The organism is Pseudomonas sp. AP3_22 TE3818, from assembly GCF_053628995.1.
The window spans coordinates 1,373,846-1,390,765 of the sequence record NZ_JBRJHL010000001.1; the positions used below are offsets into that span (position 1 = coordinate 1,373,846).

Genomic DNA, 16,920 nt, shown 5'->3' on the forward strand with positions numbered 1-16,920 from the left:
AGCCTCTGTAGGAGCTGGCTTGCCAGCGATGGCGGCCGGTCTGACACACCGCGTCGCCGGGATCGCCAGCAAGCCGGCTCCTACAGGGGGAAGCTGTTTTTGACCTGACGAAAATTGAATGGTCATTTATCGGTCACGCCACTAAAGTGACCTGCGGTCTGTAGAGTAGGACGCTCTGTCAGTCTCCTTTCATTTGGTGAGTCAACGATTGACCCATAACGCCATCCAGCGCCTGTTGCTCAAACGTTTCGCCCTCGCGGCCGGCACCTATGCCCTGGCATTGCTGTTGCTGTGGCTGGCGTTTTTTACTGGTCACTACGACGCGCCGCTGGCCAGTGTCGCCATCGGCAGCGCACTGGTCGTGACCAGCCAGGCCATCCTGTTCGCGGTGTTCTACAGCGGCTGCAACCTGCGTTTCGCCGACCCCAGCCTGACCGAGGCGCAAGTGTTGTTGGGGCTGGGCTGGCAAACCTGGCTGATCGCCCATCTGGACGAAGCCCGGGGTGCGTTCCTGGTGTTTTACGTCCTTATCCTGCTGTTCGGCCTGTTCCATTTGTCACGCCGGTCCTTTGTGCGATGCGCATTGCTGGTGTTCTTCAGCTTTAGCGCGATCACCCTGTGGGAGGGCTACCATTTCCGGTTGCCCGACCCGGCCATGGCGGTGTTGCAGGTGTGCGTGCTGTTCATCGTGCTGGTGTGGCTGGTGTTGTATGCCCGCTACGTCCAGGCTTCGCGACAGCGTATGCGTCAGCGGCGTTTTGCCTTGCAGGCGCACCAGGACACCTTGCGCGGGATGATGCGCCAGCTCGAAGACCTGGTGGCCACCGACGAGCTCACAGGCCTGTTCAATCGCCGGCATTTCCTGCGCCTGGCTTCCCGCGAGTTGAACGCCATGGAAGCCGGTGTCGTGCATGGCCTGGCACTGATCGACCTCGACCATTTCAAGCGCATCAACGATCTGCACGGGCACGCCGCCGGCGATCAGGTGCTGCAAGCTTTTGCCGGCGTTGCCACCGCGTGCCTGCGTGAGAGCGATGTTCTGGCTCGCTACGGCGGTGAAGAATTCGTGGTGCTGCTGCCCGATTGCGATGCCGACAGTCTGACTTCGTGCTGCGAACGGCTGCGCATCGCCTTCACCGATGTCGAGTTGATCGGTCTGAATGTGCGCAATCTCAGCCTGTCCGCCGGCATGACCCTGCTGGAACTGGGCTGCGACCTCGATGACGCGCTGCAACGGGCCGATCAGGCGCTCTATCGTGCCAAGCGTGACGGCCGCAACCGATGCGCGGCGGCGTGGGAGAACGTCGATGCCTGAACTGCGGGTTGGCGAGCGCCACTGGTCGGTAGCGGCGGGCAGCAATCTGCTCGACGCGCTGAATCAGAACGGCGTGCCGGTGCCTTACAGTTGCCGCGCCGGCAGTTGCCATGCGTGCCTGGTGCAGTGTGTGCGGGGCCTGCCGAGCGACAGCCGGCCGGATGCCCTGAGTGCGCAGCAGCGAGAACAGGGTTGGCGCCTGGCGTGCCAGTGCCAGGTGGTCGAGGACTTGCAGGTGCATGCTTTCGACCCGCAGGTCGATGGTCAACCGGCCGAGGTCGCCGCGGTCGATTGGCTGAGCACCACAGTGTTGCGCTTGCGGGTGATCGCGCAGCGACCGTTGCGCTACGGCGCCGGCCAGCACCTGGTGTTGTGGGCGGGCAACGTGGCGCGGCCGTACTCACTCGCCAGCCTGCCGCAGGAAGACCGTTTTCTCGAGTTTCATCTCGATTGCCGCCAGCCCGGGGAATTCAGCGATGCGGCCCGGCAATTGCGCATCGGCGATCCGATCCGTCTCGGTGAATTGCGCGGCGGTGCCTTGCATTACGATCCGGACTGGCACACCCGGCCGTTGTGGTTGATGGCGGCCGGCACCGGGTTGGGGCCGTTGTTTGGTGTGTTGCGCGAAGCGCTGCGCCAGGATCACCAGGGCGCCATCCGTGTCATCCACCTGGCCCATGATGCCGATGAGCACTACCTGGCCAAGCCTCTGCAGGCCATGGTCGCCAGCCGTCCGAACCTGAGTGTCGAGCTGTGGACCCCGGCCGAGTTGCCAGCGGCTTTGGCGCAACTGCGGCTTGTTTCCCGGCAAACCCTGGCCTTACTCTGCGGAGCCCCCGACAGTGTCGATGCCTTTGCCCGGCGCCTGTACCTGGCGGGATTGCCGCGCAATCAACTGCTGGCCGATGTGTTCCTGCCCCGTGGTTGAGCGCTGACTTTTCAGACGCGAGACCTGCCATGACCGATGCCATCCAAGTTGAACGCGAACGCGGCCTGTTGACCCTGCGCCTGAATCGCCTGGACAAGAAAAACGCCCTGACTCGCGCCATGTACAGCCAACTGGCCGAAGCGTTGAAACAGGCCGACAGCGACCCCGGGATCAATGCCGTACTGATCAGCGGTTCCGCCGAATGCTTCACCGCCGGCAACGACATCGCCGATTTCATCCAGCAACCACCGACCAGCCTCGACAGCCCGGTGTTCCAGTTCATGCTCAACCTGCTCGAATGCCGCAAACCGGTGATCGCCGCCGTGGCCGGGGCAGCAGTGGGCATTGGCACGACGATGTTGCTGCATTGCGATCTGGTCTACGTCAGCCGTGATGCGCGCCTGCGCATGCCGTTCGTCAATCTCGGCTTGTGCCCTGAGTTCGGTTCCAGCCTGATCCTGCCTCGCTTGCTCGGGCAGGCTAAAGCGGCGGAGTTGTTGCTGCTGGGCGAAGGTTTCAGCGGTGAACAGGCGGCTGCCTGGGGTATTGCCAATGAAGCCTTGGGCAGTGGCGAAGAGGCGCTGGCCAAGGGACGGGAGATGGCCTTGCGCTTTGAGTCGCTGCCGCCGGAAGCGGTGCGGATCAGCAAGCAACTGATGAGAGCGCCGGATCGGGCGCTGTTGCGCAAGGTGATCGAAGAAGAAGGTGCATTGTTCACCCAGCGGTTGCGTTCGCCGGAAGCCTTGGCGGCGTTGACCGGGTTCATCAAGCGGCATTGAGTTTTTCGCTGACTGGACTGGCCTCATCGCGGGCAAGCCCGCTCCTACAGTAGCCGGTATTGTTCACAAAACCTGTGTCGAACGGAAAACCCTGTGGGAGCGGGCTTGCCCGCGAAGGGGACGGATCAGGCAAAACAAAAAATGGATCAGAAAGCAAAAAGCCCCGCCATTCACATGGCGGGGCTTTTGTTTTTCAGCAACCGGTCACTCAGACCATCGGATCGCCAACGTGCAGGATCTTCATGCCGTTGGTGCCGCCGGTGGTGTGGTAGCTGTCGCCCTTGGTCAGGATGACCCAATCGCCTTTCTGTACTACGCCGCGCTTGACCAGTTCGTCGATCGCCTTCTGGCTGACTTCGTTCGGCGCCAGCGAAGCCGGGTCGAACGGGATGGTGTACACGCCACGGAACATCGCCGCGCGAGCCTGGGCTTCGCGGTGCGGGGTGAACGCGTAGATCGGCACCGAGGAACGGATACGCGACATGATCAGCGGGGTGTAGCCACTTTCGGTCAGGGCGATGATCGCCTTCACGCCCGGGAAGTGGTTGGCGGTGTACATGGTCGCCAGCGCAATGCTCTCGTCGCAGCGCTGGAACTCCTTGCCGATGCGGTGGCTGGAGGTCTTGCTGGTCGGGTGCTTTTCGGCACCGACACAGATACGCGCCATGGCCTGAACGGCTTCCAGCGGGTACAGGCCTGCGGCACTTTCGGCCGAGAGCATCACGGCGTCGGTGTAGTCGAGCACGGCGTTGGCCACGTCGGACACTTCGGCGCGGGTCGGCATCGGGTTCTGGATCATCGACTCCATCATCTGGGTCGCGACGATCACGGCCTTGTTGTGGCGGCGTGCGTGCAGAATGATCTTCTTCTGGATGCCCACCAGTTCGGCGTCGCCGATTTCCACACCCAGGTCACCACGGGCAACCATCACCGCGTCGGACGCCTTGATCAGGCCGTCGAGGGTTTCGTCATCGGCCACGGCTTCGGCGCGTTCGATCTTCGCCACCAGCCAGGCAGTGCCGCCGGCTTCGTCGCGCAGTTGACGGGCGTATTCCATGTCGGCGGCGTCACGCGGGAAGGACACCGCGAGGTAGTCGACTTCCATTTCCGCAGCGAGCTTGATGTCAGCCTTGTCTTTTTCAGTCAGGGCTGGAGCGGTCAGGCCGCCACCGCGACGGTTGATGCCTTTGTGGTCGGACAGCGGGCCGCCGATGGTCACGGTGCAGTTCAGTTCGGTGGCGGTGGCGGTATCGACGCGCATCACCACGCGACCGTCGTCGAGCAGCAGCTCGTCGCCCACGCCGCAGTCCTTGACCAGGTCCGGGTAGTCGATGCCGACCACTTGCTGGTTGCCTTCGGTCAGGGGATGGCTGGTGGAGAAGGTGAATTGATCACCGATCTTCAGCTCGATCTTCTTGTTGGCGAATTTGGCGATACGGATTTTCGGGCCTTGCAGGTCACCCAGCAGGGCGACGAAGCGGCCGTGCTTGGCAGCGAGGTCACGCACCAGCTTCGCGCGAGCCTTGTGCTCGTCGGGGGTGCCGTGGGAGAAGTTCAGGCGGGCGACGTCCAGGCCAGCCAGAATCAGCTGTTCGAGAACTTCCGGCGAGTTACTGGCCGGGCCAAGGGTGGCGACGATTTTGGTACGACGGACGGACATGCAAAGACTCCTGAGTTCAAGCGCTGAGTGAGGCTACTATGCTCCGAAGGTGTAGTCATTGTTCGTATGCACTACTTTTTTCTTTCTTTATTGAACCTGACAACTTTGCGCCAGGCCGCCTGAAGATTTTCGCCCACGGGTCGATACAGCGTTCAAGACAGGAGATCCCCATGCGATTCGTACTCATTGCTGCCCTTGCCGTCGGCGCCCTCAGTGCCACGGGCTGCACCCGTTGGGCAATGAACCATCACTTGAACAATGCCTACAGCGCCTATGACCGGGGCAATTGCGAGCAGGTGATGCTCGAACTGTCCAAGGTCGAACGCGACAGCCGCGCGCGGCCTTACGTGTGGCCGGAAGTGTCGATGATGCGCGGCCAGTGCCTGGAGCGGCAGAAGATGTTTATCGACGCGGCCCAGACCTACCAGTTCATTATTGCCTCCTATCCGCAAAGCGAATACGCCTACCGCGCCCGCGCCCGTCTGGAAACCTTGCAGAGCCTGGGCCACTACCCGCTGCGCAGTGCCGCGGCGGTAAAACCGACGCAGTTCTGATGGCCGGCGAGCAGTCCATCGCTGGCTCCCCGGCGGCGCTGAGCTATAGTCCAATGAACCGGTTTTAGAGCCTTGCCTCTGAACCGGGGCAACACCTGTGACCGGCATAAGCAGGACTCAGCGCCGTAAGGACTGGCGCACCGGGAACGGGGAGAGCGGGCCACTATTCAATGCGCACCCGTTCCGAAGCAGTAGTGCGGCTCTGCTTAAGAGCCTTGCATAGCGAAAACGCACATGTTCACCGACCGCCGAATCGAGCGGCATCAACTGCCGTATTTCCTCAAAGTGTTCAACGGCATCACCGGCAAACCCATCGGTTACCTGGGCAATGTCTCCGAAGACGGGCTGATGTTGATCAGCCAGCTGCCGATGATGATCGGCGCGGACTTCAACCTGCGCCTGAAAATTCCAGCCACCGAAGGCGGCCAGCGGATCATCGACCTGCAGGCCTGTTGCCTGTGGTGCCACGAAGACGCGACCCCCCAACATTACGACGCCGGTTTTAGCCTGCAACGGGCACCGCCGGAGTATGGGCAGTTGGTGAGGGCGTTGAAGCAGTACTTCAGTTTTCAGTCGTTGCCGGCTTCGGCCTGAGATCACTCAAGCTCAAGCTCTTTTCCAGCCCAGGTACCGCGTCACCAACGCCGCCCCCAGTTCGCCGGGTAGCGCATCCATCACCAACACGCCATGAGCGTTCAAACGCTCATGGAGTTCGGCGCGCGCATTGAGGTAGTCCACGGTCCCGCAATAGGCCAGCGCCTCGGGCAAGGTCTGTACCGGTGACTGGCGCAGGGTGTCGAGCACGTCCTCGCGCAGGCTCGCGACCAGCACCTGGTGCTGCTGGCTCAGGCGCTTGACCGCCGGGAGCAATTCATCGTCGTCCTCTTCGCGCAGGTTGGTCACCAGCACCACCAGTGCCCGGCGTTTTTGCCGTGCCAACAGTTGCGTAGTGGCGGCTTGGTAGTCGGCGCTGCGTTGGCTGCTGTGCAAGTCATAGACACTGTTGAGCAGTGTGTTGAGATGGCTGGTGCCTTTTACCGGCGCCAGGTAGCGCGGCTGCTCGCTGGCAAAGGTACTCAGGCCCACCGCGTCGCCTTGGCGTAGCGCGACGTAGCTGAGCAGCAAACAGGCATTGAGTGCATGGTCGAAGTGCGACAGCTCGCCGTCCTGGCTACGCATGTGCCGGCCGCAGTCGAGCATGAAGATGATCTGCTGGTCGCGTTCATCCTGATACTCCCGGGCAATGGGCGAGCGCTGGCGGGCGGTGGCTTTCCAGTCGATTTGACGCAGGCTGTCGCCTTCGCGAAATTCCCGTAGCTGATGAAACTCCAGACCCAGGCCGCGACGCTGGCGTTGACGTACGCCGAGCTGGCTGAGCCAGTTATCCACAGCCAGTAACTGGCCGCCATAGAGGCGGGCGAAGTCGGGATAGACGCGGGTGTTGTCCGCGACATCGAGAATGCGTTTGTCGGACCACAAACCCAATGGGCTCGGCAGGCTGATTTCGCAGTGCTCAAAACTGAAGTGCCCGCGTTTGAGCGGACGTAGCCGGTAGTCGATTCGGCTGTGCTGGCCCGGTTGCAATTGGACCGTCAGCGGCAGGTGTTCGAAGTCCAGGCCCGAGGGGACATGGTCGAAGATCTGTACGTTCAGCGGTTGTGAAAAGTCGTGCTCAAGGATCAGGTGCACATCGCTCCAGCGACCGAGTGCCAGGCTGCCGGGTATCTCACGGCTCAGCCGGGGCGAGGGTAGTCGCTTCAGCCGAAAAGCATCGAGCAGGGCCAGGATCAGCAATGCCAGCAACAGTCCCCAATTGATCTGCGTGACGCTCGCCGGCATCGCCAGCTCCAGTGCCTGCAGACTGCCGAGCACGATGCCGATGGCCAGTAGCGAGGTTAACCAGATCAATAGCAGGCGCGAGGGTTTCACTGCCGCGGCGCCGGTACTTGGTCGAGCATCTGCCGGAGCACCTGATCGACATCCAGCCCTTCGATGTCCAGCTCCGGCGCGATGCGCACGCGATGACGCAGCACGGCCAGGGCGCAACCCTTGATGTCGTCCGGAATCACGTACTCCCCGCCGCGCAGCAGCGCGCGGGCCCGGGCACACCGCACCAGTGCGATGGACGCGCGCGGGCCGGCGCCGAGGATCAGGCCGGGCCAACTGCGGGTGGAGCGGGCCAGGCGCACGGCGTAATCGAGCACCTGATCGTCCAGCGCCAGGTCGCTGGCGATGCGTTGCAGGGCCAGCACATCCCGGGCCTGCAACAAGGTGCGCATGGGTTGGACATCGAGCATGTCGGCCCGGGTCGAGCGGCTGACTTGACGGACCATGTTCAGCTCTTGCTCGGCGTCCGGGTAATCCATGCGCACCTTGAGCATGAAGCGATCCAGTTCGGCTTCCGGCAGCGGGTAAGTGCCTTCCTGTTCGATCGGGTTTTGCGTGGCGAGCACCATGAAGGGTTGCGCGATCGGCAATGGCTGACCTTCGAGGGTGACTTGCCGTTCCTGCATGGCTTCGAGCAGCGCCGCCTGGGTTTTCGCCGGGGCGCGGTTGATCTCGTCGGCCAGTAGCAGGTTGGTGAACAGCGGCCCCTTGCGCAGCTTGAATTGCTCGGTCTGCAAGTCATACACCGCGTGCCCGGTGACGTCGCTGGGCATCAGGTCCGGAGTGAACTGGATACGCGCGAACTCACCGCCGAAGCAGCGGGCGAGGGCGCGTACCAACAGGGTCTTGCCCAGCCCCGGCACGCCTTCGAGCAATACGTGACCGCCAGCGATCAGCGCGGTCAGCACGTCGTCGATCACGCTGTCCTGGCCAATCACGGCTTTTTGCAATTCTTGGCGTACGGCCTGGGCCAGATGGCCGGCACGCTGGCGTTGTTGAGCGACATGCCTTGCTGCGTCGGGCTCGATCGGTTCACTCATTTTTTCCGGAACCCTGTTAACAGTTACATGCGGTTTCTTTTTTTGGGGGATGCCACCAAGGGCGATGTTTATCCGCTTGTGATTGTAGATACAGATCCATCACGCAGCTCGGTAATGAAGTCGAATACGTACAACCCTGGGTGGCAGGCAGCAACACCTGATTGCCGCCAAAGCCACCATGGCCGCTGATGGGGGGGAGGGGCGCAGGCTGCCGGAGCTCTGAGACGAGGCGGACCCGGCATGCCAGGCCCGTGGTTCAGCAGGGTTCAGGCAGGGAAATGCTGGTTGGCGATCGCCACTACTTCTTGCTCGGAGATCGGCGCAAGTGCCGCCACCGCCCACAGGTCATAGGCCGGGTGGGCACGCTGGATCGGCAGGACCATGTCGAAGCCGGCCGCTTGCAGGGAGCCGGTCAGGACCTTCTTGGTGAAGCCGCAACGGTGCGCCATGAACACGTTGCCGTTGGCCATGGCCGGGCGATGGCCGTAGAGGATGTCGATGGGCGCGATCGGGCCCGCCGGCGAAAGGTAGGCCTCGTCGGTCAGCTTGTCTTCGGCCACCAGGGCGCACACCGATTGCAGGTCCGGGCAGGTGATGATCACGAAGCCGCCAGGCTTGAGGACGCGCTTGAACTCCGCCAGGGCTACCGGCACTTCATGGGGATAGAGATGCTCGATGTTGTGGCTGGAGAACAGCGCATCCACCGAAGCGTCCTTGACCTGGGACATGTCGGTCATGGTGCCGACGATGTCCGGGTTGACACTCTCATCGATATCGAAGCGCAGCTCCTGCCACTGCTCCGAGGCGAAGCCCTTGGTCGTGCTGTTCTTGCTCTTTGGACCGCAACCTACATGGAGGAAGGTTTTCACAATCAGTTACTCGATCAAGGCCCTTGCCGGATGGCAAAAGGGGAAATGGGGGCGTGTTCCGCTGGCCAATGCCTGTCAACGGACGCCCGCGCACACTAGGGGAAGTGCTGGGCAAGGGTCAAGGTCATGGCGGCACAAGGGCGTGCCCTTGGTCGCTCGCAAGGAATGGCGTAATCCACGAATAGTGGCTATATGATATCGATGCTTTACTATCTGAGCCTATAAAACAAAGTTTTTTTATAACTGAAAATTTATAAAAGGCAAAAAGCCATCAAAAAACAGTCTTAATGTTTTTACCGAATGTGTCGCTAATGACACGAGGGCTACCAAATTTTCGCCCAAGGCTACGGCGACAACGCTGGCAGCGCCGTAAATGACCCCTACACAGGATGCGTCCATGAGCTTCATTTCTTCGTTGACCCCAGCGCAAGTCGCTGCCTTGAGTACAACCACCATTGCCGGGCTTGCGACCCAGGACATTGTTGCCTTGAGCACCGCTCAGATCGCCCAGATGACCGTTGCGCAGATCGCGGTCATCACCGCGCCGAACATTGCCGCGTTTACGACCGTGCAGGTACCGGCACTGACGACCGCGCAGGTCGTAGCCCTGACCACCGCTCAGGTCACTGCACTGAAAACCACGCAGATCGCTGCGCTGACAACGACGCAAGTCGCTGCCTTCGAAACAGCGGATATCGCTGTGCTGCCTGTCGCCTCGCTCGTCAGCCTGACCACGGCCCAGACCGCCGCACTGACCACCGCACAGGTCGTGGCATTGACCTCCGCTCAGATGGCCGGGCTGAAAACCACGCAAGTCGCAGCGCTGACCACCACACAAGTAGCGGCCATCGAAACCGCTGACATCGCCGCGCTGAGCACCGCCAGCGTCGCGGCCCTGACCACTGCCCAGGTCGCAGCGCTGACCACAGCGCAGGTCGCTGCACTGAAATCGACCCAGGTCGCAGCCCTGGAAACCGCCGACGTGGCCGCCTTGACCACGGCTCAAGTGGTGGCCCTGAGCACCGCCCAGGTGGCTGCGCTGACCACCGCGCAAGTGGCTGCATTGACCACCACACAAGTGGCGGCCATCGAAACTGCTGACATCGCCGCCTTGCCAGCGACCAGCATCGCGGCCCTGACCACCGCGCAGACCGCTGCCCTGACCACCGCCCAGGTGGTGGCATTGACCACCGCCCAGGTGGCCGCGCTGAAACCGGCCCAAGTGGCTGCCCTGACCACCACGCAAGTGGCGGCCATGCAGGCCGCCGATGTCGCTGCGCTGACCACCGCCAGCGTCGTGGCCTTGACTACCGCCCAAGTGGCTGCGCTGACCACGGCACAAGTCGCCGCGCTGACCCCGGCCCAGGTCGCGGCCATGGAAACCGCTGACGTGGCGGCACTCACTACCGCCCAGGTGGTGGCACTGACCACGGCACAAGTCGCCGCGCTGACTACCGCCCAGGTGGCTGCGCTGACCACCACGCAAGTGGCGGCCATGGAAACCGCGGATGTCGCCGCGTTGACCACCGCCAGCGTCGTGGCCCTGACCACCGCCCAGGTGGCGGCCCTGACCACCGCCCAGGTGGCTGCACTGAAGGCGACCCAGATCAGCGCTCTGCAGACTGTCGATGTCGCTGCCCTGACCACCGCTCAGGTGGTGGCGTTGACCACGGCACAAGTGGCTGCGCTGACCACCGCGCAAGTGGCTGCATTGACCACCACGCAAGTGGCGGCCATGGAAACCGCTGACATTGCCGCATTGACCACCGCCAGCATCGCGGCCCTGACTACCGCGCAGGCCGCTGCCCTGACCACCGCTCAGGTAGTGGCACTGACCACGGCCCAGGTGGCCGCACTGAAACCGGCGCAAGTGACTGCCCTGACGACCACGCAAGTGGCGGCCATCGAAACTGCCGATATCGGTGCGCTGACTACCGCCAGCGTCGTGGCCCTGACCACCGCCCAGGTGGCGGCGTTGACCACGGCCCAGGTGGCGGCCCTGAAGGCGACCCAGATCAGCGCCCTGGAAACCGCTGACGTGGCGGCACTCACCACCGCCCAGGTGGTGGCACTGACCACGGCACAAGTCGCTGCGCTGACCACGACGCAAGTAGCAGCATTGACCACCACGCAAGTGGCGGCCATCGAAACCGCTGACATCGCTGCCTTGCCGGCGGCCAGCGTCGCCGCCCTGACCACCGCGCAGACCGCTGCGCTGACCACCGCTCAGGTGGTGGCCTTGACCACGGCCCAGGTGGCCGCGCTGAAACCGGCGCAAGTGGCTGCCCTGACCACCACGCAAGTGGCGGCCATGCAGGCCGCCGATGTCGCCGCGCTGACCACCGCCGGCGTCGTGGCCCTGACCACCGCCCAAGTGGCTGCGCTGACCACGGCACAAGTCGCCGCGCTGACCCCGGCCCAGGTCGCGGCCATGGAAACCGCTGATGTGGCGGCCCTCACTACCGCTCAGGTAGTGGCACTGACCACGGCACAAATCGCGGCGCTGACCACTGCCCAGGTGGCGGCCCTGACCACCACGCAAGTGGCGGCCATCGAAACCGCTGATATCGCCGCATTGACCACCGCCGGCGTCGTGGCCTTGACCACTGCCCAGGTCGCTGCACTGACCACGGCGCAGGTCGCTGCACTGAAGTCGACCCAGGTCGCGGCCCTGGAAACCGCCGACGTGGCCGCCTTGACCACGGCTCAAGTGGTGGCCCTGAGCACCGCCCAGGTGGCTGCGCTGACCACCGCGCAAGTGGCGGCATTGACCACCACGCAAGTGGCAGCCATCGAAACCGCTGACATTGCTGCCTTGCCGGCGGCCAGCATCGCGGCCCTGACCACCGCGCAGACCGCTGCCTTGACCACCGCCCAGGTAGTGGCTCTGACCACGGCCCAGGTGGCCGCGCTGAAACCGGCGCAAGTGGCTGCCCTGACCACCACGCAAGTGGCGGCCATGCAGGCCGCCGATGTCGCTGCGCTGACCACCGCCAGCGTCGTGGCCCTGACCACCGCCCAGGTGGCTGCGCTGACCACGGCTCAAGTCGCGGCTCTGACCACGGCTCAGGTCGCGGCCATGGAAACCGCTGACGTAGCGGCACTCACTACCGCTCAGGTAGTGGCACTGACCACGGCCCAAGTCGCCGCGCTGAAACCGGCCCAAGTGGCAGCATTGACCACCACGCAAGTGGCGGCCATGGAAACCGCGGATATTGGTGCGCTGACCACCGCCAGCGTCGTGGCCCTGACCACCGCCCAGGTCGCTGCACTGACCACAGCCCAAGTGGCAGCCCTGAAGGCGACCCAGGTCGCGGCCATGGAAACCGCTGACGTGGCGGCACTCACTACCGCCCAGGTGGTGGCACTGACCACGGCCCAAGTCGCTGCGCTGACCACCGCGCAAGTGGCTGCATTGACCACCACACAAGTGGCGGCCATCGAAACCGCTGACATCGCCGCATTGACCACCGCCGGCGTCGCTGCCCTGACCACCGCGCAGGCCGCTGCCCTGACCACCGCCCAGGTGGTGGCGTTGACCACGGCCCAGGTGGCCGCGCTGAAACCGGCGCAAGTGGCTGCCCTGACCACCACGCAAGTGGCGGCCATGGAAACCGCGGATGTCGCCGCACTGACCACCGCCAGCGTCGTGGCCCTGACCACGGCCCAGGTCGCTGCGCTGACCACGGCCCAGGTCGCCGCACTGACCACGGCCCAGATCGCGGCCATGGAAACCGCTGATGTGGCGGCACTCACTACCGCTCAGGTAGTGGCACTGACCACGGCACAAGTCGCCGCGTTGAAACCGGCCCAAGTGGCTGCCCTGACCACCACGCAAGTGGCGGCCATGGAAACCGCGGATATTGGTGCGCTGACCACCGCCAGCGTCGTGGCCCTGACCACCGCCCAGGTGGCGGCGTTGACCACCGCCCAAGTGGCGGCTCTGAAGGCGACTCAGATCAGCGCCCTGGAAACCGCTGACGTGGCGGCACTCACCACCGCCCAGGTGGTGGCATTGACCACGGCACAAGTCGCTGCACTGACCACCGCCCAAGTGGCTGCGCTGACCACCACGCAAGTGGCGGCCATTGAAACCGCCGACATCGCCGCATTGACCACCGCCAGCATCGCGGCCCTGACTACCGCGCAGGCCGCTGCCCTGACCACCGCCCAGGTGGTGGCGTTGACCACGGCCCAGGTGGCCGCGCTGAAACCGGCGCAAGTGGCTGCGCTGACCACCACGCAAGTGGCGGCCATCGAAACCGCTGATATCGCCGCATTGACCACCGCCAGCGTCGTGGCCCTGACCACCGCCCAGGTGGCGGCGTTGACCACCGCCCAGGTGGCGGCCCTGAAGGCGACCCAGGTCGCGGCCCTGGAAACCGCTGACGTGGCGGCCCTGACCACCGCCCAGGTGGTGGCACTGACCACGGCCCAAGTCGCGGCGCTGACCACCGCCCAGGTGGCGGCCCTGACCACCACGCAAGTGGCGGCCATCGAAACTGCCGATATCGGCGCGCTGACTTCAGCCCAACTGGTAGCGTTGACCACTGCCCAGGTTGCTGCACTGACCACGGCTCAAGTGGCGGCCCTGAAGGCGACCCAGATCAGCGCCCTGGAAACCGCTGACGTGGCGGCCCTGACCACCGCCCAGGTGGTGGCATTGACCACGGCACAAGTCGCAGCGCTGACCACTGCGCAAGTGGCTGCATTGACCACCACGCAAGTGGCGGCCATCGAAACCGCGGACATCGCTGCCTTGCCAGCGACCAGCATCGCGGCCCTGACCACCGCGCAGACCGCTGCCCTGACCACCGCCCAGGTGGTGGCCCTGACCACCGCCCAGGTGGCCGCGCTGAAACCGGCCCAGGTGGCTGCCCTGACCACCACGCAAGTGGCGGCCATGGAAACCGCTGATATCGCCGCATTGACCACCGCCGGCGTCGTGGCCCTGACCACTGCGCAGGTCGCTGCACTGACCACGGCGCAGGTTGCGGCATTGAAGTCGACCCAGGTCGCTGCCCTGGAAACCGCCGACGTGGCCGCCTTGACCACGGCTCAAGTGGTGGCCCTGAGCACCGCCCAGGTGGCTGCGCTGACCACCGCGCAAGTGGCCGCATTGACCACCACGCAAGTGGCGGCCATTGAAACCGCCGACATCGCCGCATTGACCACCGCCAGCGTCGCGGCCCTGACCACCGCGCAGGCCGCTGCCCTGACCACCGCCCAGGTGGTGGCGTTGACCACGGCCCAGGTGGCCGCGCTGAAACCGGCGCAAGTGGCTGCCCTGACCACCACGCAAGTGGCGGCCATGGAAACCGCGGATGTCGCCGCACTGACCACCGCCAGCGTCGTGGCCCTGACCACGGCCCAGGTCGCTGCGCTGACCACGGCCCAAGTCGCTGCGCTGACCACGGCCCAGATCGCGGCCATGGAAACCGCTGACGTGGCGGCACTCACTACCGCTCAGGTAGTGGCACTGACCACGGCACAAGTCGCCGCGTTGAAACCGGCCCAAGTGGCTGCCCTGACCACCACGCAAGTGGCGGCCATGGAAACCGCGGATATTGGTGCGCTGACCACCGCCAGCGTCGTGGCCCTGACCACCGCCCAGGTGGCGGCGTTGACCACAGCCCAAGTGGCGGCTCTGAAGGCGACCCAGATCAGCGCCCTGGAAACCGCTGACGTGGCGGCACTCACCACCGCCCAGGTGGTGGCATTGACCACGGCACAAGTCGCTGCACTGACCACCGCCCAAGTGGCTGCGCTGACCACCACGCAAGTGGCGGCCATTGAAACCGCCGACATCGCCGCATTGACCACCGCCAGCATCGCGGCCCTGACTACCGCGCAGGCCGCTGCCCTGACCACCGCCCAGGTGGTGGCGTTGACCACGGCCCAGGTGGCCGCGCTGAAACCGGCGCAAGTGGCTGCCCTGACCACCACGCAAGTGGCGGCCATGGAAACCGCGGATATCGGTGCGCTGACCACCGCCAGCGTTGTCGCCCTGACCACCGCCCAGGTGGCGGCGTTGACCACGGCCCAGGTGGCGGCCCTGAAGGTGACCCAGGTCGCGGCCCTGGAGACCGCTGACGTGGCGGCCCTGACCACCGCCCAGGTGGTGGCCCTGAGCACGGCCCAAGTCGCAGCGCTGACCACGGCGCAAGTGGCAGCATTGACCACCACACAAGTGGCGGCCATCGAAACTGCCGACATCGGTGCGCTGACTTCTGCCCAGCTGGTAGCGTTGACCACTGCACAGGTCGCTGCACTGACCACTGGCCAGGTGGCGGCCCTGAAGGCGACCCAGATCAGCGCTCTGCAGACTGTCGATGTCGCTGCGCTGACCACCGCCCAGGTGGTGGCGTTGACCACTGCCCAGGTGGCGGCCTTGACCACCGCGCAAGCGGCGGCCTTGACCACCACGCAAGTGGCGGCACTTGAAACCGCGGACATTGCCGCGCTGACAGTGAGCGACACTGCAAGTCTGACCACCGCGCAGACGGCTGCCCTGACCACCGCCCAGGTGGTGGCCCTGACCACCGCCCAGGTGGCGGGCCTGACCACCGCCCAGGTCGCAGCCTTGACCACCACGCAAGTGGCGGCCATCGAAACTGCCGATATCGGCGCGCTGACTTCCGCCCAACTGGTAGCGTTGACCACTGCCCAGGTCGCGGCCCTGACCACGGCGCAGATCGCGGCCCTCAAGCCGACCCAGATCAGCGCCCTGGAAACCGCCGATATAGCGGCCCTGACCACCGCGCAGATCGTGGCGATCGAAACCACCGACATGGCGGCGTTGACCACGGCGCAAGTCGCGGCCCTGACCACGGCGCAAGCCGTAGTCCTGACCACGGCGCAACTGTCGCACCTGTCGATGACCCAGGTTGATTCGTTCACCACGGCGCAACTGCAGGCGATGAGCGCTACCCAGATCGACGCGCTGGCCCTGTCCACGCCGCTGGTCTTGGACCTCAACGGCGATGGCGTGCAGACCACTCACCTGAGCAATGGCGTCAAGTTCGACCTCAATGCCGACGGCCACAAGGAAACCACCGGCTGGACCGCTGGCGGTGACGGCCTGCTGGCGCTTGACCTCAATGGCGATGGCCAGGTCAACGATGGCTCCGAGCTGTTCGGTTCCTCGTTCCGTCTGCCGGACGGTTCGTTGGCCAAGGACGGCTTCGAGGCCCTCGTCAGCCTGGACAGCAACCATGACGGTGCGGTCAACGGGGCGGACCAGCTGTTCGCGGCGCTGCAAGTCTGGGTCGATGCGAACAACGATGGCGTCAGTGAGAAGGGCGAGATGCACACCCTCAAGGAGCTGGGCATTACCCAGTTCAACCTGGATGTGGCCAAGACCGCCGAGCTCAACCATGGCAACCTGATCGGTCTGGACAGCAGCTTCGAAACCAGCGATGGCCAGAGCCATACGATCGCCGACGTCTGGTTCCGCACCGACGCCAATGGCAATCAGTCCCTGGACCTGACCAAGCTGGATTCGCCGGCAGTCGAAGCTCACTCCCTGGGTGCAATCGATCTGGCGGCCGATGGTGGCAAGGCCAGCGTACTGACCGTCGATGCCGAGGCAGTCGCCAAGCTCGGCCAGGCTGGCCAGGTGGATGTGGCCAGCGGTGCCGCAGCACCGGTGCAGATGATCGTCAACGGTGACCACAACGACACGGTCAACATCACTGGCGACAGTGGCCAGTGGCAGGCGGCGGGGACCACCACGGTCGATGGCGCCAGCTACAACGTGTTCAACGACGGCGACGTCCAGTTGTTGGTCGCAACCGATGTGCAGACTTGGATTCACTGAGTTTCAGTGGTAAACCTTGACTGATCCGATACCGGGCTCGAAAGAGCTCGGTATTTTTTTATTGGAAGA

10 protein-coding genes are annotated in these 16,920 nt (G+C 64.3%); 6 read left to right on the forward strand and 4 right to left on the reverse strand.

The genetic code is table 11. The features are described 5' to 3' along the window. Positions 1–208: 208 nt before the first annotated feature. Genes AB7M25_RS06440 through AB7M25_RS06450 form a run of 3 tightly spaced genes read left to right on the forward strand, consistent with a single transcriptional unit; the run spans position 209 to position 3,022 of the window. Positions 209–1,315 carry a GGDEF domain-containing protein gene (locus tag AB7M25_RS06440; RefSeq protein ID WP_429384900.1) on the forward strand — a complete coding sequence of 369 codons (1,107 nt, stop codon included), beginning with the start codon at positions 209–211 and terminating at the stop codon, positions 1,313–1,315. After that, positions 1,308–2,243, forward strand: a complete 936-nt coding sequence (locus tag AB7M25_RS06445; RefSeq protein ID WP_429384898.1) for an iron-sulfur-binding ferredoxin reductase — start codon at positions 1,308–1,310, stop codon at positions 2,241–2,243. The genes AB7M25_RS06440 and AB7M25_RS06445 overlap by 8 nt, the downstream gene beginning before the upstream one ends. A gap of 29 nt (positions 2,244–2,272) precedes the next feature. Further along, positions 2,273–3,022: an enoyl-CoA hydratase-related protein gene (locus AB7M25_RS06450; RefSeq protein ID WP_454237086.1), complete on the forward strand. Its 750-nt coding sequence runs from the start codon at positions 2,273–2,275 to the stop codon at positions 3,020–3,022. A 208-nt stretch (positions 3,023–3,230) separates the two neighbouring features. Here AB7M25_RS06450 and pyk read toward each other — a convergent pair whose 3' ends face one another. Continuing rightward, positions 3,231–4,682 carry a pyruvate kinase gene (pyk, locus tag AB7M25_RS06455; protein WP_007978464.1) on the reverse strand — a complete coding sequence of 484 codons (1,452 nt, stop codon included), beginning with the start codon at positions 4,680–4,682 and terminating at the stop codon, positions 3,231–3,233. Between the two features lie 170 nt (positions 4,683–4,852). Between pyk and AB7M25_RS06460 the strand changes: the two genes are divergently transcribed. After that, positions 4,853–5,236: a tetratricopeptide repeat protein gene (locus tag AB7M25_RS06460; protein WP_102698401.1), complete on the forward strand. Its 384-nt coding sequence runs from the start codon at positions 4,853–4,855 to the stop codon at positions 5,234–5,236. 234 nt (positions 5,237–5,470) lie between these two features. Then, a complete protein-coding gene (locus AB7M25_RS06465) occupies positions 5,471–5,830 on the forward strand; it encodes a PilZ domain-containing protein (protein ID WP_095965416.1) in 360 nt (119 codons plus the stop codon). Between the two features lie 12 nt (positions 5,831–5,842). Here AB7M25_RS06465 and AB7M25_RS06470 read toward each other — a convergent pair whose 3' ends face one another. The 3 genes from AB7M25_RS06470 to AB7M25_RS06480 form a co-directional block, all read right to left on the reverse strand. Continuing rightward, complete coding sequence (locus AB7M25_RS06470) at positions 5,843–7,165, reverse strand: DUF58 domain-containing protein (protein WP_429518966.1); 1,323 nt, start codon at positions 7,163–7,165, stop codon at positions 5,843–5,845. Continuing rightward, positions 7,162–8,163, reverse strand: a complete 1,002-nt coding sequence (locus AB7M25_RS06475) for an AAA family ATPase (protein WP_429389410.1) — start codon at positions 8,161–8,163, stop codon at positions 7,162–7,164. The genes AB7M25_RS06470 and AB7M25_RS06475 overlap by 4 nt, the downstream gene beginning before the upstream one ends. A gap of 266 nt (positions 8,164–8,429) precedes the next feature. Continuing rightward, the gene (locus AB7M25_RS06480; RefSeq protein ID WP_007978448.1) at positions 8,430–9,032 is read right to left on the reverse strand and encodes a class I SAM-dependent methyltransferase; all 603 of its coding nucleotides are present in this window, start codon (positions 9,030–9,032) and stop codon (positions 8,430–8,432) included. Positions 9,033–9,429: 397 nt separating this feature from the next. Between AB7M25_RS06480 and AB7M25_RS06485 the strand changes: the two genes are divergently transcribed. Further along, complete coding sequence (locus AB7M25_RS06485) at positions 9,430–16,851, forward strand: beta strand repeat-containing protein (RefSeq protein WP_454237087.1); 7,422 nt, start codon at positions 9,430–9,432, stop codon at positions 16,849–16,851. Positions 16,852–16,920: the final 69 nt, after the last annotated feature.